This window comes from Desulfuromonas acetoxidans DSM 684 (genome assembly GCF_000167355.1).
GTDB lineage: Bacteria > Desulfobacterota > Desulfuromonadia > Desulfuromonadales > Desulfuromonadaceae > Desulfuromonas > Desulfuromonas acetoxidans.
Genome location: NZ_AAEW02000016.1, coordinates 58,196 through 76,180 on the forward strand (window position 1 = coordinate 58,196; position 17,985 = coordinate 76,180).

Here is a 17,985-nt window from a genome sequence, read left to right on the forward strand (position 1 = left end):
CCCGACAGGCTCCCGCCCGACAGTCTTATTGGTTCAAGTCGTCCTGAGCCAGCAGCGCATGAACAACTTTTTCCATGCGCATTCCCCGCGATCCCTTCACTAAAATACAATCGTCTTCACGAACCTGCCGCTCCAGCCAGTCGAGAATTTCATCATGGCTGGTGCAAATAGCACCCTGGCCACCCTGCTCAACCACCCCTTTAAGTACAGCGGCCGCCCAATCGCCATAACACAAGACTTGCTCGGCACGCTGAGCCGCCAAACGGCCGAGTTCTTCGTGACAGGCCTGCGAGACGTCGCCCAATTCGAGCATATCGCCAAGCACAGCGATCTTCGTCCCCTGACACGGCCAATCGCTCAACACGCTCAGTGCAGCCTGCATGGACTGCGGGTTGGCATTGTAGCTATCATCTAACACCGTTGCGCCATGAGGTAAGGTGCGCACTTCGAGTCGCCCGGCAGCCATTTTGACACAGCCCAGTCCGGTGGCAATCTGCTCCAGCGAACAACCCACAGCATGAGCTGCCGCCGCTGCGGCCAGTGCATTATAGACTTGATGACGGCCGGGTAAAGGTAATTCCACCCGCACCTGACTTTCTCCGACATGCAGGGTAAAACTGGCCTGCTGGCCGCTGTCAATTGAGGTTGCCCGTACCTGAGTCTGGTATGTAAGAGAGAAATCGATCACCCGGACACCATCCGGAATCGGCAACGCGGCAATCAAAGCATCATCACGATTGACGACGGCAGTTGCTCCGGCTTTCAAACCGGAAAACAGCTCCCCTTTGGCGCGCGCAACGCCCTCGATATTACCAACTCCGGCGAGATGTCCGGCACCGACATTGGTAATCAAAGCCACATCCGGCTGGGCAATTTCCGTCAACCGTTCAATCTCGCCATGTTGACTCATGCCCAACTCCAGCACCATCCAACGATGTTCATCACTGAGGCGGGCCAGAGTCAGCGGCAGACCGATAAGGTTATTGAAATTCCCCTCGGTCTTTAACCCGTCGCTGCCCTGAGCCAGAATCGATGCGAGCATCTCCTTAGTTGAGGTTTTCCCGGTTGTCCCGGTGACCGCCAACACCGGCCCATCAAACCCGCTGCGGATGGTGCGGGCCAGTTCGCCGAGCGCCTGCAGGGTATCCTCCACCTGAATCACCGGGACCGGAAGACCGCCAACCACTTCTTCACTCAGACAGGCAGCAGCACCGTGTTCGACCGCTTGACGCAGATAATCGTGACCGTCGTAATTGGGGCCCTTGAGAGGCACAAACAGATCGCCGGACTGCAGGGTGCGGCTATCGGTGGACAGACCGTTGATTTCAGGATCCGTAGCCGCGGCAAGACGGCGGCCACCGACAATGGTTGCCACCTGATCACTGGTCAGATTCATGGCCATCCTCCCGTCGAGCACGCTGCTCAAGTGCCAGACGCACTTGCTCACGGTCATCAAAATGGATCTTTTGTGTACCGATCACCTGATAATCTTCATGGCCCTTTCCGGCAATTAACAACAGATCGCCGGCCCGTAACTGATTAACGGCATACACAATGGCCTCATGGCGATCTTCGATCACCACATAACACTTCCCGACACTATCCGGGTCGCCATCAACCGCAAGATTAGGGCAGATCCGCTCAATACCAACCTTGATATCATCAATAATCTTGGCCGGATTTTCGGTACGGGGATTGTCCGATGTAACAATACTCAAATCTGAGTACCGTCCGGCCACTTCGCCCATGGCAGGGCGCTTCAGAGTGTCGCGATCACCACCACAGCCGAACACGGTGATAATGCGTTGCGGTTTTAGCGCCGCCATCGCCTCAAGGGCTTTGGCCAGGGCATCGCCGGTGTGAGCATAGTCGACAACAATCAAGGCCCCAAGGGTATTGTCCACCGGCTCCAGCCGTCCCGGCACCCGATTCGCCGCTGCCAAGCCCTGTTCAATGGTAGTAATGGGCAGGTCCAACACCAGTCCGGCACCAACGGCACACAACAGGTTTTCCAGATTAAACGGCCCGACCAGGGGTGAGCGCACGGTGATCTCCCCCTGCGGGGTCTCCAGTGTTGCCACTGTTCCCTGCATGGTCTGCTCAACATCACACACCCGCACATCGGCACCGCGATGCATGCCGACACTGAGTGGTTCATTCAGTTCTCGCACCAGCTTGGCCCCATACGGATCATCGGTATTCACCACTGCAGTAAAATCACCATAGATCTGCGGCTCTTTGAACAGGCGGGTTTTCGCGGCAAAATAACTTTCCATGTTTTTGTGGTAATCGAGATGCTCCGGGGTGAGATTGGTAAACACCGCCACATCGAAGGTCAGTCCAACCACCCGACTCTGCATCAGGGCGTGCGAGGACACTTCAATCACCAGAGCATCGGCGCCCTGGGATTTAAACTCGGCAAGGATTCGTTGCAGGTCAAGTGATTCGGGCGTGGTGTGCTCTGCTTCAACGGCATCGTCACCCATGCGATTACTGATTGTCCCGACAACAGCCGGGGTATAACCGGCCTGCTTGAGAACCGATTCGAGCAGATAGGTCATGGTGGTCTTGCCATTGGTACCGGTAACACCGACGATCAGCATCCCCTGTGCGGGGTAATCGTAAAAACACGCAGCACAGCGGGCCATGGCGTAACGACTGTCGTCAACCACCACCTGAACAATCTCATCGGGCAGGTCAACAGGTTGTTCGACAACAACGGCCACCGCACCACGTTCAACGGCACTTTTGGCATAATCGTGCCCATCCACCAGCACACCACGCAAGGCAAAAAACAGGGTGCCGGGTCTCACGCAACGCGAATCGTAAGCCAGATGGGAAATTTCAACGTCCGCAGCCAGCTCCCCCTGAGAAGTGACATCGGCAACAATCTGCGATAACTTCATTGGTTCCCCTCCTGCTCTGGAGATTGCAAACGAACCCAGATGGCCACTTTCGCTGAAATGGCCGATCCGGGACGGGGCGATTGTTTGACGACGCGCCCCTCGCCGATAATCTTGATATTCAATCCGCTGTTTTCCATCAATTCGAGAATCTGGCGGGCCGTAAGACCGCGGCAATCCGGCATTACCCTGGCCCCAACCACCCGGCCCACCTGTTCGGATACCAGCACCGGGACATGGGGAATCTCGATTGGTGCTTCAACCTGCGGTGCGTCCTCTTTGGCAACCACGCTCCGCGTAGCCGGGACATGCAGATACTGCATCGATTGTTCGACAATGCGGGAAAACACCGGTGCCGCCAGCAACCCCCCATAGGCTTTGCCTTCAGGCTCATCCAATGCCACCAATACCACAATTTGCGGATTGCGGGCCGGAGCAAAACCGATAAACGACGAAACCCGTTTATCCACGGAGTAGGTTCCGGTCACCGGATCCACCTTTTGGGCTGTACCGGTTTTTCCACCTACTTCAAAACCCGGCACCTGGGCACGGGAACCGGTGCCGTCGCTATCGGTGACCGTAATCATCATGTTGCGCATGGCCAGCGCAACATCACGTCCAATCACCCGGCGTACCACTGTCGGTTTCTGCTCTTCGCTAATATCATTGCGGGCATCACGAATCCGGCGCACCAGATAGGGATGCATCAATTCACCGCCATTGACAATGGCACTCGCAGCTGTCACCAGCTGCAAAGCCGTTGCCGTGACGCCTTGACCAAAGGAGATGGCTGCCAGGTCAATCTCAAACCAGCGTTGCGGTGAACGCAGAATCCCACTGCCTTCACCGTCAAAATCAATGCCGGTACGCTCACCAAAACCAAACGAGCGCAGATAATCGTAAAACGTCTCTTTACCCAGCCTTTGAGCAATTTTGGCACAGCCGATATTCGAGCTGTACTTGAGCACGTCACTCACCGTCAGATGGCCCATGGCACGGTGGTCATGAATAACTTTGCCGCCGACCCTGTAAGCGCCAGGACCACAGTCAATCACGTCTTTTGTTGAAATTGTCCCGGTATCAAGGGCCGATGCCAGCAAAAACAGTTTAAACGTCGACCCCGGCTCAAAGGTATCGCATACCACTCGGTTGCGCCGTGCCGCCGGCCGCGAGTGACGGAAATGATTGGGATCGTAATCGGGCACACTCGACATGGCGAGAATCTCACCGCTGTGCGGATCCATCATGATCGCGCTGCCCGCTCGGGCATTGGCTTCTTTAACTGCGGCCTGGAGTTCTTTTTCAACAATAAACTGCAACTGGGTATCAATAGTCAGATACAGATCTTTACCCTGACGCCCTTTGAACACCTGCTGGCCACTTCCAATTCCGCGACGCCCACCATCGGCCTGAACCGTCAGGTAGCTGCCATCGCCGGCAACCAGACCATTGTAGCGCCGCTCGATCCCCTCCAACCCTTCGTTGTCCGTCCCGGAAAAACCCAGGACTTGACCGGCCACCCGCCCCTGAGGATAGGAGCGCACATGTTCTTTGATGGTGTGAATGCCCGGCAACGACACTTCATCAAGCAGCTGGCTTTCTCTGGCAGAGATCCGCCGTTTGATCCAGATAAATTTTTTATCCCGTTCCAGCTTGCCTCGAATGACCGCAGGTTTCAAAGCAAGGATCTCTGCAAGTTTTTTGGCAATCACATCATACGAATAGGGTGTTTCATCAGAATCGGGATTTTCCGCCAACCGTTGCCGCTGCTCTTTAAACAGCTTGGTGGTTTCGGTCGGATTAACATAGACGGAATCAGCTTCGAGGCTAATCGCCAGAGGCTCCCCGTTGCGGTCATAGATCGCACCACGCTGGGGTGTAAGAGAGATGGTTTTCGTGTGCTGACTGGAGGCGCGCTTCTGCCACTGTTCTGCAGTCCATACCTGCAGATAGAAGGCACGCCCCAGGAGCATAAAAAAAACTGCGACAAAACAGCCGCCCACCAAAAGAATCCGGCGGCGAACCGCTTTGGCTTCCTGATGTGGATGTGCTGGTTTACGTCGGGGAGCGTTATCAGATAGAGAGCGTTTCCGTGAACTCAACGCGCTTTTCCCGCTGGTCGACGTCCGGTGCGGACGATGCGTTGACGGACTTCTCCATCCCTAATTGGTTCCCCTGTACCTGCAGATACATTGGGTCCTGAGATGTTGTGGAAACGTTGTAGACAAACGCTCCGGCCATAATCAGCACGGAAACAGCTGCCATGACACCAAGACGCGCTTTGCGCTTGCGGGTCTGGCGTACAGTCCACAACTCACTCATCTCTGCCCACAAATCCTGTTTTTCCGCGTAGTCTCTGTTCATCTCCCTACTCCTTACTCCCTACTTAACAGTAACAACCTGGTTGGCCTGTGGTTCGTGCAATCCCAGACGAGAGGTGGCAACTCTCTGCAATTGTCGGGGATTGGTCAGCTTGCCCAAAGCAACTTCCAGTGTCTTGAATTCGTACTCCTCGGCACGAATGTTCTTTTCCAACGTCGACACCTCGTACTCACAGCGTGTCACTTCCATCCGCAACCAGACGTGGAATACTCCGACAACCATGAGAATGGCAATCGCTGCCAGAATCGTCGATACCCTGGGACGGGTGAAACTCACCCCACTTCTTGGCCAGGCAATATCAATCATGGTTTACTCCCTATCCGGTTACATCCAGCCGGCGAACCGCTCTTAAAACTGCGCTGCGTGAACGGGGATTCTCCGCAATCTCCGTCTCGCTGGCGCGAACGCCTCGCCGCGTCAACACTTCGACGTCAGCTTTCTTGCCACATGCACACATCGGCAACCGCGGTGGGCACACACACGGTGAAGCACGATGTCTGAAAATATTTTTAACAATCCGGTCTTCGAGCGAATGAAAGCTGATCACCGCCAAAACCCCGCCGGGTTTCAGCAGACCGATGCCCTGTTCAACACCTTTGGCAACACTGTCAAGTTCATCGTTCACCCGAATCCGCAACGCCTGAAATACACGGGTCGCCGGGTGGATTCGCGCCGGCACCCGCCCACCGGGAACCGTCTCCTTGACCAATTCGGCCAATTGAAACGTTGTGGTGATCGGTGTCTGCTGGCGGATCCGCTCAATGCGTCGGGCAATTCTTCCGGCCCAGCGTTCCTCACCGTATTTTTTAAAGATCAGGGTCAGCTCTTCCACCGTTGCTGTATTGACAACGTCGGCGGCAGTTTCATCACCCTGCTGGTCCATGCGCATATCCAGCGGTGCATCCGCCCGGAACGAGAACCCCCGCTCGGCCTGATCCAACTGATAGGAGGAAACACCGAGATCGAGCAACATGCCGTTTAATCCATCGAGCCCCAGCTCTTCAACCACCTGATTCGCATCTGCGAAATTGGCATGGCGTAGGATGACCCGATCTCCATACGCTGCCAGCACTTCAGCTCCATTGGCCAGGGCATCATGGTCCCGGTCCAGACCGATCAACACACCGTTGGGCGCTGTGGCTTCGAGGATCAAGCGGGAATGACCCGCCCCGCCCAAGGTGCCATCAAGCACCGTGTCACCGGCATGCAGGTCAAGCAACTCCAAGGTTTCCGTCGGCAATACCGACTGATGGACAAAATCGTTATCAGCCATTAGAAGCCCAGATCGCCGAGTTCGGCTTTCAAGGTTTCAAGTTGAGCCTCAGATTCCTGCATCTGTTCGTTGAAGCGAGCCTGGCTCCACAATTCGATTTTGTTAGCCATGCCGACGACAACGATCTCTTTTTCAAACATGGCCAGACTGCGCAGTGACGGCGGTATGGCAATGCGTCCCTGGCGGTCAAAACCACAGTCAATCGCGGGACTGATCCGGTTACGGTAAATCAGGTCCTTAGCGTCACCATTGGGCATGGCATCCACCCGAGCCTTGATTTTGGTCCATTCCGATGTGGGGTATGCTACCAGGGCATCTTTACGCCGGGTCACCACCAACTCTTCATCGCCGTAGACGTCCGCCAGCAGTCCACGCATTTTGGCGGGGATGCTCAAACGTCCTTTCGGATCGATGTTGTTGAAGAATGTCCCGGAAAAACTCATAACGCCCCTTTTGTGTCCCGTTTCCACACCTTTTTACACATACAGGGCAAAATATACCCCCTCACTACAACACTGTCAAGAAATTCAAAGTTTTTTATAAAAAGTTTGACACTGGGTGCTAATAGTTGATTTTTCGAGGAAAACAGTCTGAAAAAGAATGCAGTTTCGGCGGAGAAAGACGGGATTTCGACAGAAAAAAGACGTAAAAAAAACACCGCCCTGCCAGATGGTGTTTCAGCCCAAAGGTTCATCTGCTTTTTGAAAATGAGATAAACGGACCACAGAGGATCAAGACAAAAGTCAAAACCGCCGGGTCTCGTCCCGGCAGCCGACAATAAGTTCTTTTTGCGCGATGCTTTACAGATTCGGCTCACCTCCCTTGAGCTCGGCAAATCATGCAACTCATCATCCTATAACGAGGTAACGCTACTCTCTAGTCTTCCCAGGGGTCCGAGAAAGCGGTTGGGCAGTGCCCACCCTGCCTGGGTTTGTTATTTTGCAACCAAGCTCTCCCGTTCAGCAGCACCGAATGCAATGAACGTCAGCGCGATGGTTGTCGGCAACCTGTTTGAGCGCTAGCGAGTTTTGCCGACATCGCGGTGTAAGAGAATGGAGAGAGGGAACCCGTAGGGTGCAATGGTCGGGAGTCGATTTTGCGCCACTTTTGTCGACGCAAAATGTGGCCCGAGGTGTGGGCGCGGAAGCCCACGTCACGTGGGTACCAACATTACGAGCGGATGAAGTTTGCCAGCGCGATCAGTTCCGTATAACGAACCACTAAAGATCAAGATTAAAGTCAAGGTCGCCGGGTTTCGTCCCGGCAGCCGACATACTTTTGACTGGCCGCTCAAAAGTATGCAAAAGCCAGCTTGAACACCTCCTGGACCTGGATTAACCGACAATGCATCTGTTTCCGTGATGCTTCACGGATTCGGCTCGCCGCCCTTTAGGTCGACGAATCGTGCAACTTATCATTTTTGGCGTAAAACGTTGATAACGGTTTGACGTTGCACTCTATTTCTTCCGTGGCACCGATTAAACGGGTGGGCAGTGCCCACCCTGTCTGGGTTTGTTATTGAGCAACCCAGCTCTCCCGTTCAGCAGCACCGAATGCAATGAACGTCAGCGCGATGGTTGTCGGCAACCTGTTTGAGGACTGATGCAGACTGGGCGAGTTTTGCCGACATCGCGGGCGAATGATGTTTGCCAGAGCAATTTGTGACAATACGCGAACCACAGAGAATCAAACGGCCATCACTTCTCCGCAGCAGGCAAACAGAGTTCAATTTGATCAATCCGTCGCTGATCCACCTTCCTGGCAATTAAGGTTACGTCACCGATGACACACTGATCGCCCTCTTGGGGAATTTGACCAAGACAACGCAGCATCAGACCGGCCAGAGTTGTAGCATCCTCTTCCGACAAATGCAGTCCGACATGACGATTAACCTGACGCAGACCGACACCACCTTCCACCAGAAAACGCTGCGGTGTGATCGGGGTGATGCCGGATTCTTCCTGATCATACTCATCACGGATCTCGCCGACGATCTCTTCAAGAACATCCTCCAGAGTCACAATCCCCTCCACGCCGCCATATTCGTCCAGCACCACGGCCAGATGAATGCGACGGCGGCGAAACGCCAGCAATAAAGCTTCGACCTGCTTGGCTTCGGGGACAAAGTAGGGACGACGCATCACCTCGCGCATATTGAAGTTGTGCGGACAGTCAACAAAGCGCAACACATCCTTGGAGTGAATCACCCCCATAATGTTGTCGAGGGTGTCCTTATAGACGGGAAAGCGCGAATGAGTCGATCGTTTGACTTCGTCGAGCAAGTCCTGAAACGGGGCATCCACCTCGACCCCCTTCACTTCAGTGCGTGGAATCATCAGATCGCGCACCCGCAATTGCGACAACTCAAACACACCGTCGAGCATGCGCCGTTGTTCACCAGCCAGAGTGCCAGACTTAGCACCGATGGCAATCATGGTTTTAATCTCATCGGCCGACAGGATACTGGCTGAAGAATCTACCTTGAACAGTCGCGTGACCAGACTGGACAGACCAGTGACCAACCAGATCACCGGCGACAGAACCCACAAAATCCCTCGAATAGGCCGCAACACACGAAACGACACCTGTTCGGCACGGCGGGCAGCATAGGTTTTTGGACACACCTCGGAAACAATCAGCAACAGCGGGGTGAGCACAAGGATGGTCAACAGATCGCCATAATCCCCATAGAGTTCCACAAAAAAAGTGGTAGCAAATACCGACAAGGCGATATTGACCAGGTTATTCCCCACCAGAATGCCACCCAACAACCATTCGGGATTGTCGAGGAGCTTCTCCAACTCCTGGGCACCGCGGCGTTTTTTTTCTACCAGGTATTTAACCCGCAACCGATCAATCGCCAGAAGCGCGGTCTCCGACCCAGAAAAAAATGCCGACATAATAAACAACACGCCCATCGTTGCCAGGCGGTACCACTGGTCTTCCGTCATATTTTCCCCATATCGGCCCTCTTAGCAGGCCCCGTCATTCCATCAAAATCTGCAGGACACATCACTGCGGAGCATCTTAGCTCAGCCCTGCGGGAAAAACAATTGACATACGTCAGACGAACCTCAACAATATCGGCAAATTCGCCTTCAACCAAGTTTCATCACCCCAACCCTTTTTTAGACGATCACGGCCACATGCTGACACAAGCCCAGAAAGATGCCCTGAAGCAGCTCACCTTTGAACACCTGAGCCTGCAACGCCTGTTTACCCTGCAGCAACAACCACAAACAATCACACAACTGGACGATGCTGAGCTTGTCGAGTTCCTGACCATTGCCAACAGCTTCTACCGCGATGGTCAACCATTGATCTCCGACCACGATTACGACCATATTGCCTTGGCTGAACTGAAGACGCGCCAACCAAGTCATCCGTTTCTCCACACCGTTGAACCGGAACCAAAGTTCACGGGCAAAACCGTTGAGCTTCCTGCACGCATGCTCTCGACGGAAAAAGCCTACACGGACAAGGAGTTAAGCGATTGGTTGAAACGCATCCATAAAGCGGCAAACGAGATTGGCCGCGACCCAGCGGGGCTGCAGTTTCGCATCACCCCTAAGCTGGATGGCTTTGCAGCTTTCGATGACGGTGACCGACTCTACACACGTGGCGATGGTCGCCGCGGCACCGATATCACCCGGGCGTTTGAGCGCGGCCTGGTCGTCGCCAACAATCAGCCACGTGGATTGGGCGCCGGGGAGATTGTTGTCCAGCGCAGTTATTTTGCCGCCAATCTGGCTCAGGACTATGAAAACCCACGTAACTTTCAGGCCAGTGTTGTCAAAGAAAAGGCGTTGGAGCCCGCCGTAGAACAAGCCCTTGGCAACCAGGCGGTGGTTTTCTACCCCTTTTCCACCCTGCCGTACCGTGTGCGCCGTAGTGATGATCTGATCGATTCTGTTGCCGCCCTAAGCCGAGAACTGCGCGCCAGCCTCGATTACGACATGGACGGCATCGTTATTGAGATTACCGATGACGAACTAAAAACCTACATGGGCGCCACCCGCCATCATCACCGCTGGCAGATCGCCTACAAACAGAATCAGGAAAAAGCCGAGGTCAAAGTCCTCCAGGTGGTGCCACAGACATCGCGCTCTGGGCGGGTCAACCCTGTGGCCGAAGTGGAACCGACCCGGCTCAGTGGTGCCCTGATCCAACGCGCTACCGCTCATCATTACGGCATGGTCCGTGACAAGGGGATCGGGCCCGATGCCGTCATTGAGCTAACCCGCAGCGGCGAAGTGATCCCCAAGATCATTGACGTGGTCAAGGCGGTTGAACCGCAGATCCCGGCCTCCTGCCCCAGTTGCGATACGGAGCTGTTCTGGGACAGCGACTACCTGTACTGTCCCAACAACACCGGTTGTCCGGCGCAGATCAGCCACACAATTGAGCATTTTTTCCGTACATTAGGCAACATCGACGGCTTTGGTCCGGCGACCATCGAAAAACTGTATACCAACAATATCCGCACCATCGATGCGGTGTATGGCCTACAGGCTGATCAGCTTGAAGGGATGGGCTTCGGCCCAAAACAGTCGGAAAACCTGGTCAACGAACTGCAACGCAGTCGCCATGAAGTCATAGAGGACTGGCGCTTTCTCGCTGCCTTTGGCGTCTTTCGCATGGGTGGCGGCAACTGTGAACGCCTGCTCGGCCATCATCGTCTGGAGGAGATCTTCGAACTCAGCGAGGAACAGATTGTCGCCATCGAAGGTTTTGCCGAGAGAACTGCGGAGGTGGTGGTCAAAGGGTTCGCCCGCATCCGTCCACTCTTTGACAAATTGCAGGCCCTCGGGTTCAATCTGCAGCGCACGCCTCTGGTCAGCGAGTTGCAGGCCAGTGGTGCATTGAACCCGATCGCCGGAAAACTGCTGGTTTTCACCGGCACCATGACCCACGGCAGCCGTGACGACATGAAGGCCGAAGCCAAAAAGCTTGGCGCCAAGGTGGGAGCTTCTGTGACGGGTAAAACCGACTACTTGGTCACCGGAGACAAGGTCGGCGCCAGCAAACTGAACGCCGCAACGAGTAAAGGGGTGGAAATTCTCACCGAAGAGCAGTACCTTAAACTAATCGGCACAACCATCTCTTCAGCTAAGGAGCAGTCATGAATCTGATTCGCGCAACGCTACGCATTTCCGGACGGGTTCAAGGTGTGGGTTACCGCAATTTTGTCCAACAAAGCGCCACCTCTTTTGCCCTGACCGGTTGGGCTCGCAATTGCACGGATGGCGATGTCGAGGTGGTTGTTGAAGGGGAAGAAGGGGATATCCGCCACCTGATCAACTGCTGTCAGCAGGGGCCATCACGCGCCCAGGTCGATAAAGTCAACATGAGCCTGTCCGCGCACACCGGCGAATTCGGCAGCTTTTCGATTCGCTATTGAGGGTCGAGTTGGCCCTTCTCTCTAAGCTGGACGGCCAGCGCATAGACCTCGCTGCCACTGAGGCCATGCAGCTTAGCCACCTGTTTGGCTACCACCTTCATCGGCTGGTCGGTGTCCCTCAACTCACGCAACAAGGACTCTTCGACACTCTCTTCAATGGGCTGCGGCTCAGCCGGAGCCAACAAGACAACAATCTCGCCACGCACTTTACCCTGTGAAAAATACTCCAGCACCTCACGGGCCGTTCCGCCAACCCGTTCTTCATGCAATTTGGTCAGCTCACGTACCACCACCAGTTGCCGCTCTTCACCCAACACTTCAATGACATCGCCGAGAAAGTTAATCAGACGGTGCGGCGCTTCATAAAACACCATGGTGCGTTGTTCTGCGACAAAGCATTGCAAAGCCTGGCGTCGCGCCTGTTGCTTAGCCGGCAGAAATCCTTCGAAGCAAAACCGATCCGTCGGCAGCCCGGCCATGGACAGAGCCGCAACACAGGCACTGGCCCCCGGTACGGGATGAACAACAATGCCGGCCTCGCAACACCGCTGCACCAACAGACTGCCGGGGTCGGAAATCGCCGGAGTTCCGGCATCACTGATCAGAGCAATATCTTCACCACGCTGCAACCGTTGGATCAGATAATCCCCCTTGCGTGCCTCATTATGTTCAAAACATGAGGTCAAAGGGGTCTCAATACCGAAGTGGGTGCATAACCGACGACTATGGCGGGTATCCTCAGCCGCGATCAGCGAAACGTCCTTAAGTACCCGGATAGCGCGAAAAGTCATATCCTCCAGATTGCCAATGGGCGTTGCCACCACATAAAGTGCCCCGAAAGGTACACTATCCGACATGCAAGCCCTCCAATTCATCCAACCACAGTTGCACACAGGCATCGCTGGGCATACGCCAGTCACCGCGTGGCGACAAGGCGACACTACCGACCTTGGGCCCGTCAGGCAAACAGGAGCGCTTGAACTGCTGCGAGAAGAAGCGCCGGAAAAATACCTGCAGCCACTTCAGCAATGTCGCATCGTCGTAGCGCTCAGCAAAGGCCTGGCGGGCAAGGAAGAACACCTTACGCGGTGCGAACTGATGGCGCACCACCTGGAACAGGTAAAAATCGTGCAACTCATATGGGCCGACATGATCCTCAGTCACCTGACTGATCTCCCCGGCTTCATCCGGCGGTAGCAATTCCGGCGACACCGGCGTTGCACAGATATCTTCAAGCACGCGACGGGTTTCACCGCAAAAGCTGGCCTGCGCACACCAAGACACCAGGTAACGCACCAGGGTTTTCGGCACCCCGCAGTTCACCCCATACATGGACATATGGTCAGCATTATAGGTGCACCAACCCAAGGCCAACTCCGACAGATCCCCAGTACCGATAACAATACCACCCACCTGATTGGCGATATCCATCAGCAACTGAGTGCGTTCCCGCGCCTGGCTGTTTTCATAGGTGATGTTGTGGACCGACTCATCGTGGCCAATATCGGCGAAGTGCTGACGCACTGCCGCATCAATGGAGATAATCCGACACTGGGCCCCCAACAGGTCAATCAGCGACTCAGCATTACCCCGGGTGCGCGTTGTCGTGCCAAAACCGGGCATGGTGACCGCCGTAATCCCTTGAGGGTCAAGATCAAGCTTTTCAAAGGCTTTGACCGTGACCAGCAAGGCCAGGGTTGAGTCCAGGCCACCGGAAATTCCGATCACCACATTGCGAACACCGATATGGTTAAGCCGCTTAGCCAACGCCGTTGTCTGCAGAGCAAAGATCTCTTCACAGCGCTGATCGCGTTCATTCAGATTGGCCGGCACAAACGGATGGCACGGCAACGGCCGGTGCAACGGCGTATGTGCATGCTCTGCGCAATTGAATTCAATCTTGCGATACGCGTTCTGGGCGGAACTGGCGGCAAAACTGTTATTCTTATGGCGCTCATTGTACAGTCGGTCAATATCCACATCACCAATCGCCAATTGCGTGGCAAAACTGAAACGTTCGGTTTCTGCCAGCAGTTGGCCGTTCTCAGCAATCAACGAATGACCGGAAAACACCAGATCGGTGCTCGATTCGCCGGGTCCAGCCGAAGCATAGGCATAGGCCGCCAGGCACCGGGCCGATTGTGACTGCACCAGTTGCCGCCGATAATCCTGCTTGCCAAGAATTTCCGGACTGGCCGATAGATTGACCAAAACCGTGGCTCCGGCCACCGCCATCTGGCCACTGGGGGGATTAGCCACCCAGCCGTCTTCACAGATTTCGACACCAAGAACACAGCCCGGCAACTCCTTCTGGCGAAACAGCAGATCATCGCCAAACGGCACCATCGCACCACACAAAGAGATCTCATCGGCAGTGCGATCAGCCGCCGCAGAAAACCAGCGCTCCTCATAAAATTCCTGGGTGTTGGGCAGAAAGTTTTTCGGCACCACGCCGAGGATCTCGCCACCACTGATCACCACAGCACAATTGAACAGTCGGCCCCCTTGAGCAATGGGCGCTCCGACAATGAGGATCATCTGCTCATGGCGGGTCATCTTTTTCAGATCGCCCAACACCTGGCGGGTGCGCTCAAGCAAAATGGACTGAAAAAACAGGTCACCACAACCGTAACCGGTCAAACTCAATTCAGGGAAAACCACGCAATGGCAGCCCTGTTTTTTGGCGCGCAATGCCGCTGATGTAATCTGTTCAGCATTAAATTCGAGGTCGGCGATACGGTGCTCAACCGACGCCACGGCCAGTCGAAAATAGCCAAAACGGGCAATCTGTGTTTTGTTCATACTCATTTCCTGCGAGATGGTTAACGGGCTGCGAAAAAGCCAGTGAAGCTCAGCAACGGATCAATGCCATTGGTTCAATGGAGCTCAAACGCATCAACAATATGATTAATCTGCGTTTTGTCGCCATCCACATTGATGGCAATCACATCGAATCGCACCGTCTGCGTTGACGGTTGCTGGGTTGTCAAATAATGCTGGGCCGTGGCAATAATTTGCTGCTGTTTACGTGGTGTCACCGCTTCCTGTGGGGTTCCATAGCAGCGACTTTTGCGGGTTTTCACCTCAACAAAAGCCAATGTTTTTCCACGTCGGACAATCAGATCAATCTCACCGTAATGACAGCGATAGTTACAGGTAACAATCCGGTAGAGACGGCGGCGCAAATAATCAGCGGCCTGCTGTTCTCCCCAGCGGCCCAATGTCAACCGCTGCTGAGTCACAGATGCTCCCGTACTCCGCCAAAGGTCTTGCGATGAAGCGGACAGGGGCCGTGCTCAGCGATCAACTGGCGATGACGGGCACTGCCGTAACCTTTATGACCTTCAAAACCGTAGTCAGGATAGTGCCGCGCATACACCTTCATCATCCGGTCACGCACCACTTTGGCAATGACTGAAGCCGCCGCCACAGAAAGCGAGCGTGAGTCACCTTTTTTGATGGTTTGCTGGTCGATGGATAACGGCAACGGCGTGATACCGTCAATCAGCAGGTGTTGCGGCGTCACTTTAAGGCGCGCAACAGCCCGGCACATGGACTGTACTGTGGCCTGCAGGATATTGATCTCATCAATCTCTTCGGCATGAGCAAAGCCAACGCCGACGGCGAGGGCCTGCTGACGTATGGGACCAAACAACTGTTCGCGTTTTTTTTCGGTGAGTTTTTTTGAGTCGTTCAGACCGGGAAGATCAAAGTGCTCAGGAAGAATAACGGCAGCGGCCACAACAGGCCCGGCCAACGGACCTCGTCCGGCTTCATCAATACCGGCGACCAGAGTGGTTCCCTGGCGGCGCAACTGACGTTCAAAATAGGTCGGATCGATGAGATCATCATCGAACAAGGATAAAGTCACGTTTCAACTCCTTGGCACAACACCCTGTCATCGTGATCACTGTTCAACAACTTCGTGGTCACCAGTATAGGGCAGGCGGAGCAAAACCGCTAAGGATAAATCCCGAGGGAAAAGAGCTATTCGTAAAAAGCAACGGACGGCTTTTTGCAAAACTCAGAGAGACGCAAAAGAGTCCCGCAGAGCAGTGCTCTGCGGGACTCTTTTGAATTAGTTCTGACGGATCTCGCGAATACGAGCCGCTTTACCTTGCAGTTGACGCAGGTAGTAAAGCTTGGCGCGACGTACGCGACCTACCGTAACAACCTCGATCTTATCGAGCATCGGTGAATGCAGCGGGAAAATCCGCTCAACGCCCATGCCGCTGGAGATCTTGCGAACGGTAAAGGTGGAACCGATACCACGGTTGACACGTTTGATGCACATCCCCTGAAAAACCTGGATACGCTGTTTGTCACCTTCAACAATTTTTACGTGAACGCGCAGAGTATCACCCGCCTTGAATTGGGGGATATCCTGTTTCATCTGCTCGTTGCCAATCTGTTCAACAATGTTCATCATTGCCTCCTTGTTTATCTGTCAAATTCGTTATTTATCTTTTTTCTCCTGACGCAACATCTGGCGGTGCTGTTCCAACTCCACCCGATCCTGTTCCGTCAACGAGACATGTTCCAGCAAATCCGGCCGCCGCTGCAGTGTTCTGAGCAACTGCTGGCTGCGTCGCCAGGCGGCGATCCGTGCATGATCGCCAGACAACAGCACCTCGGGAACCTTGCGCCCCTCAAATTCAGCCGGGCGCGTATAGTGGGGATGTTCCAACAGGCCATCCGAAAACGAATCCGCTTCGGCACTGCCCTGACTCCCCAGAACCCCAGGTACCAATCGTGCCACAGCATCAATAATCACCATGGCGGGTAATTCACCACCGGTCAATACAAAGTCACCGATGGAATATTCCTCATCAACGTAGCTGCGCACACGCTCGTCGAACCCTTCATAACGACCACAGAGAAAAATCAGACTTTCCTCTTCAGCCAATTGAGCCGCCCGCTGCTGAGTGAATCGCTGTCCCTGTGGGGACATCATCAGCACACGTGCTCGAGGGTGCTGTTGTTTAAGACTCTGGATGGCGCGACATAAAGGCTCGGGCTTCATCACCATTCCATCGCCACCCCCATACGGGGTATCATCAGTGACCTGATGACGGCCTTCGGCCCAATCACGCAACGGATGCGCCGTGATTTGAACCAGTCCTTTTGCAACAGCTTTACCGATAATACTACCGGCAAACGGAGAATCAAACATCTCCGGAAATAATGTCACAACCTCGAATTTCATTCGTTGACCTCAACCAGGCCATCCGGCAAATCGACTTGAATCACCCCCCGATCCAGATCAATCTCCGTGATCAGGGCGGCCACTGCCGGAAACATCACTTCACCATGGGGACCTTCAACAACATACACATCATGTGCCCCGGTTTCGAGAAGTGACGTCAGAACTCCAAGCTTTCCAGCCCGCTTGTCCACCACCTGCAACCCTTCCAGTTGGTGCCAGTAATGGCTGTCTTCGTCCAGATCGGGAAGTTCATCCACAGCCATATACACCTCAGCCCCGACAAACGACTCAATCTTATTGATGTGTTCAAACCCCTTGAGCACCAGCAGAATCTGCTGTTTGTGCCAGGAGCTTTTCGTCACATCGGCAACAACACGGCGATTGTCCCGGCAGACCAGTTCAACCTGCGTTGCTTCAAGCAATGCCTGCGACCCGGAAGTCACAGGTCGTATTTTCATATCCCCACGCAATCCGTGGGTCCCAATAATCGTTCCAGCATGAAACAGGTGTTGGGATGTTGCGCTCACCGTGTTTACCAGCTTATGCAACCGGCTTTTGGGTGAATTTTTCCCAGACACCTTCCTGGCGCAGAATTTGGCGAACAGTTTCAGAGGGTTGCGCCCCCTTGTTCAGCCAAGCCAGTGCGCGTTCTTCGTTGAGAGCCACCATTTTCGGCTCAACGAGGGGATTGTACTGACCAAGGTTTTCGATGTAACGACCGTCACGGGGACAACGCTCGTCCGCGACAACAATCTGGTAAAAAGGTTTCTTCTTAGCACCACCACGGGCCAATCTGATTTTTACGGACATGTTTCTTGTT

At 54.4% G+C, this 17,985-nt stretch carries 18 protein-coding genes; 2 read left to right on the forward strand and 16 right to left on the reverse strand.

Annotation, left to right across the window (positions count from 1 at the left end; translation table 11 throughout):
* Nucleotides 1-25: 25 nt before the first annotated feature.
* The 8 genes from DACE_RS12990 to DACE_RS13030 form a co-directional block, all read right to left on the reverse strand.
* Nucleotides 26-1,396 (reverse strand): UDP-N-acetylmuramoyl-tripeptide--D-alanyl-D-alanine ligase, encoded by a 1,371-nt coding sequence (locus DACE_RS12990; protein WP_006001977.1) that lies wholly within the window; start codon nt 1,394-1,396, stop codon nt 26-28.
* Nucleotides 1,380-2,906, reverse strand: coding sequence for a UDP-N-acetylmuramoyl-L-alanyl-D-glutamate--2,6-diaminopimelate ligase (locus tag DACE_RS12995; protein ID WP_006001978.1), 1,527 nt, complete (start codon nt 2,904-2,906; stop codon nt 1,380-1,382). Before DACE_RS12995 ends, DACE_RS12990 begins: the two co-directional genes overlap by 17 nt.
* Nucleotides 2,903-4,876 (reverse strand): penicillin-binding protein, encoded by a 1,974-nt coding sequence (locus DACE_RS13000; RefSeq protein WP_155809127.1) that lies wholly within the window; start codon nt 4,874-4,876, stop codon nt 2,903-2,905. The genes DACE_RS12995 and DACE_RS13000 overlap by 4 nt, the downstream gene beginning before the upstream one ends.
* 100 nt (nt 4,877-4,976) lie before the next feature.
* Nucleotides 4,977-5,267 carry a hypothetical protein gene (locus DACE_RS13005; protein WP_006001980.1) on the reverse strand — a complete coding sequence of 97 codons (291 nt, stop codon included), beginning with the start codon at nt 5,265-5,267 and terminating at the stop codon, nt 4,977-4,979.
* An 18-nt stretch (nt 5,268-5,285) separates the two neighbouring features.
* Nucleotides 5,286-5,591: an FtsB/FtsL family cell division protein gene (locus DACE_RS13010; RefSeq protein WP_006001981.1), complete on the reverse strand. Its 306-nt coding sequence runs from the start codon at nt 5,589-5,591 to the stop codon at nt 5,286-5,288.
* Nucleotides 5,592-5,601: 10 nt separating this feature from the next.
* Complete coding sequence (rsmH, locus tag DACE_RS13015; RefSeq protein WP_006001982.1) at nt 5,602-6,558, reverse strand: 16S rRNA (cytosine(1402)-N(4))-methyltransferase RsmH; 957 nt, start codon at nt 6,556-6,558, stop codon at nt 5,602-5,604.
* A complete protein-coding gene (gene mraZ, locus DACE_RS13020; RefSeq protein WP_006001983.1) occupies nt 6,558-7,001 on the reverse strand; it encodes a division/cell wall cluster transcriptional repressor MraZ in 444 nt (147 codons plus the stop codon). Before mraZ ends, rsmH begins: the two co-directional genes overlap by 1 nt.
* A gap of 1,254 nt (nt 7,002-8,255) precedes the next feature.
* Nucleotides 8,256-9,509 (reverse strand): HlyC/CorC family transporter, encoded by a 1,254-nt coding sequence (locus DACE_RS13030; protein WP_006001985.1) that lies wholly within the window; start codon nt 9,507-9,509, stop codon nt 8,256-8,258.
* A gap of 195 nt (nt 9,510-9,704) precedes the next feature.
* On the opposite strand from DACE_RS13030, the gene DACE_RS13035 reads away from it, so the two are divergent.
* Together DACE_RS13035 and DACE_RS13040 are read left to right on the forward strand one after the other, a co-directional pair.
* Nucleotides 9,705-11,684, forward strand: a complete 1,980-nt coding sequence (locus DACE_RS13035) for a helix-hairpin-helix domain-containing protein (RefSeq protein ID WP_040367430.1) — start codon at nt 9,705-9,707, stop codon at nt 11,682-11,684.
* A complete protein-coding gene (locus DACE_RS13040) occupies nt 11,681-11,959 on the forward strand; it encodes an acylphosphatase (protein WP_006001987.1) in 279 nt (92 codons plus the stop codon). The genes DACE_RS13035 and DACE_RS13040 overlap by 4 nt, the downstream gene beginning before the upstream one ends.
* On the opposite strand, the gene rsmI is transcribed toward DACE_RS13040, so the two are convergent.
* The 8 genes from rsmI to rpsP form a co-directional block, all read right to left on the reverse strand.
* Nucleotides 11,953-12,816 (reverse strand): 16S rRNA (cytidine(1402)-2'-O)-methyltransferase, encoded by an 864-nt coding sequence (rsmI, locus tag DACE_RS13045; RefSeq protein ID WP_006001988.1) that lies wholly within the window; start codon nt 12,814-12,816, stop codon nt 11,953-11,955. The genes DACE_RS13040 and rsmI overlap by 7 nt on opposite strands.
* Nucleotides 12,806-14,761, reverse strand: coding sequence for an NAD(+) synthase (locus DACE_RS13050; RefSeq protein WP_006001989.1), 1,956 nt, complete (start codon nt 14,759-14,761; stop codon nt 12,806-12,808). The genes rsmI and DACE_RS13050 overlap by 11 nt, the downstream gene beginning before the upstream one ends.
* Before the next feature lie 74 nt (nt 14,762-14,835).
* Complete coding sequence (locus DACE_RS13055) at nt 14,836-15,201, reverse strand: YraN family protein (RefSeq protein ID WP_006001990.1); 366 nt, start codon at nt 15,199-15,201, stop codon at nt 14,836-14,838.
* Nucleotides 15,198-15,830, reverse strand: a complete 633-nt coding sequence (locus DACE_RS13060; RefSeq protein WP_006001991.1) for a ribonuclease HII — start codon at nt 15,828-15,830, stop codon at nt 15,198-15,200. Before DACE_RS13060 ends, DACE_RS13055 begins: the two co-directional genes overlap by 4 nt.
* A gap of 207 nt (nt 15,831-16,037) precedes the next feature.
* Nucleotides 16,038-16,388: a 50S ribosomal protein L19 gene (gene rplS, locus DACE_RS13065; protein WP_040367444.1), complete on the reverse strand. Its 351-nt coding sequence runs from the start codon at nt 16,386-16,388 to the stop codon at nt 16,038-16,040.
* 27 nt (nt 16,389-16,415) lie between these two features.
* Complete coding sequence (gene trmD, locus DACE_RS13070; RefSeq protein ID WP_006001993.1) at nt 16,416-17,165, reverse strand: tRNA (guanosine(37)-N1)-methyltransferase TrmD; 750 nt, start codon at nt 17,163-17,165, stop codon at nt 16,416-16,418.
* Complete coding sequence (gene rimM, locus DACE_RS13075; RefSeq protein WP_337442375.1) at nt 17,162-17,743, reverse strand: ribosome maturation factor RimM; 582 nt, start codon at nt 17,741-17,743, stop codon at nt 17,162-17,164. Before rimM ends, trmD begins: the two co-directional genes overlap by 4 nt.
* A complete protein-coding gene (rpsP, locus tag DACE_RS13080) occupies nt 17,706-17,975 on the reverse strand; it encodes a 30S ribosomal protein S16 (RefSeq protein WP_006001995.1) in 270 nt (89 codons plus the stop codon). The genes rimM and rpsP overlap by 38 nt, the downstream gene beginning before the upstream one ends.
* Nucleotides 17,976-17,985: the final 10 nt, after the last annotated feature.

What these genes read in the sequence shown, in the direction of transcription:
- DACE_RS12990 (WP_006001977.1), bottom strand. Translation starts at nt 1,396, where the DNA reads ATGAATCTGACCAGTGATCAGGTGGCAACCATTGTCGGTGGCCGCCGT.
- DACE_RS12995 (WP_006001978.1), bottom strand. Translation starts at nt 2,906, where the DNA reads ATGAAGTTATCGCAGATTGTTGCCGATGTCACTTCTCAGGGGGAGCTG.
- DACE_RS13000 (WP_155809127.1), bottom strand. Translation starts at nt 4,876, where the DNA reads ATGCTCCTGGGGCGTGCCTTCTATCTGCAGGTATGGACTGCAGAACAG.
- DACE_RS13005 (WP_006001980.1), bottom strand. Translation starts at nt 5,267, where the DNA reads ATGAACAGAGACTACGCGGAAAAACAGGATTTGTGGGCAGAGATGAGT.
- DACE_RS13010 (WP_006001981.1), bottom strand. Translation starts at nt 5,591, where the DNA reads ATGATTGATATTGCCTGGCCAAGAAGTGGGGTGAGTTTCACCCGTCCC.
- rsmH (WP_006001982.1), bottom strand. Translation starts at nt 6,558, where the DNA reads ATGGCTGATAACGATTTTGTCCATCAGTCGGTATTGCCGACGGAAACC.
- mraZ (WP_006001983.1), bottom strand. Translation starts at nt 7,001, where the DNA reads ATGAGTTTTTCCGGGACATTCTTCAACAACATCGATCCGAAAGGACGT.
- DACE_RS13030 (WP_006001985.1), bottom strand. Translation starts at nt 9,509, where the DNA reads ATGACGGAAGACCAGTGGTACCGCCTGGCAACGATGGGCGTGTTGTTT.
- DACE_RS13035 (WP_040367430.1), top strand. Translation starts at nt 9,705, where the DNA reads ATGCTGACACAAGCCCAGAAAGATGCCCTGAAGCAGCTCACCTTTGAA.
- DACE_RS13040 (WP_006001987.1), top strand. Translation starts at nt 11,681, where the DNA reads ATGAATCTGATTCGCGCAACGCTACGCATTTCCGGACGGGTTCAAGGT.
- rsmI (WP_006001988.1), bottom strand. Translation starts at nt 12,816, where the DNA reads ATGTCGGATAGTGTACCTTTCGGGGCACTTTATGTGGTGGCAACGCCC.
- DACE_RS13050 (WP_006001989.1), bottom strand. Translation starts at nt 14,761, where the DNA reads ATGAACAAAACACAGATTGCCCGTTTTGGCTATTTTCGACTGGCCGTG.
- rplS (WP_040367444.1), bottom strand. Translation starts at nt 16,388, where the DNA reads ATGATGAACATTGTTGAACAGATTGGCAACGAGCAGATGAAACAGGAT.
- trmD (WP_006001993.1), bottom strand. Translation starts at nt 17,165, where the DNA reads ATGAAATTCGAGGTTGTGACATTATTTCCGGAGATGTTTGATTCTCCG.
- rpsP (WP_006001995.1), bottom strand. Translation starts at nt 17,975, where the DNA reads ATGTCCGTAAAAATCAGATTGGCCCGTGGTGGTGCTAAGAAGAAACCT.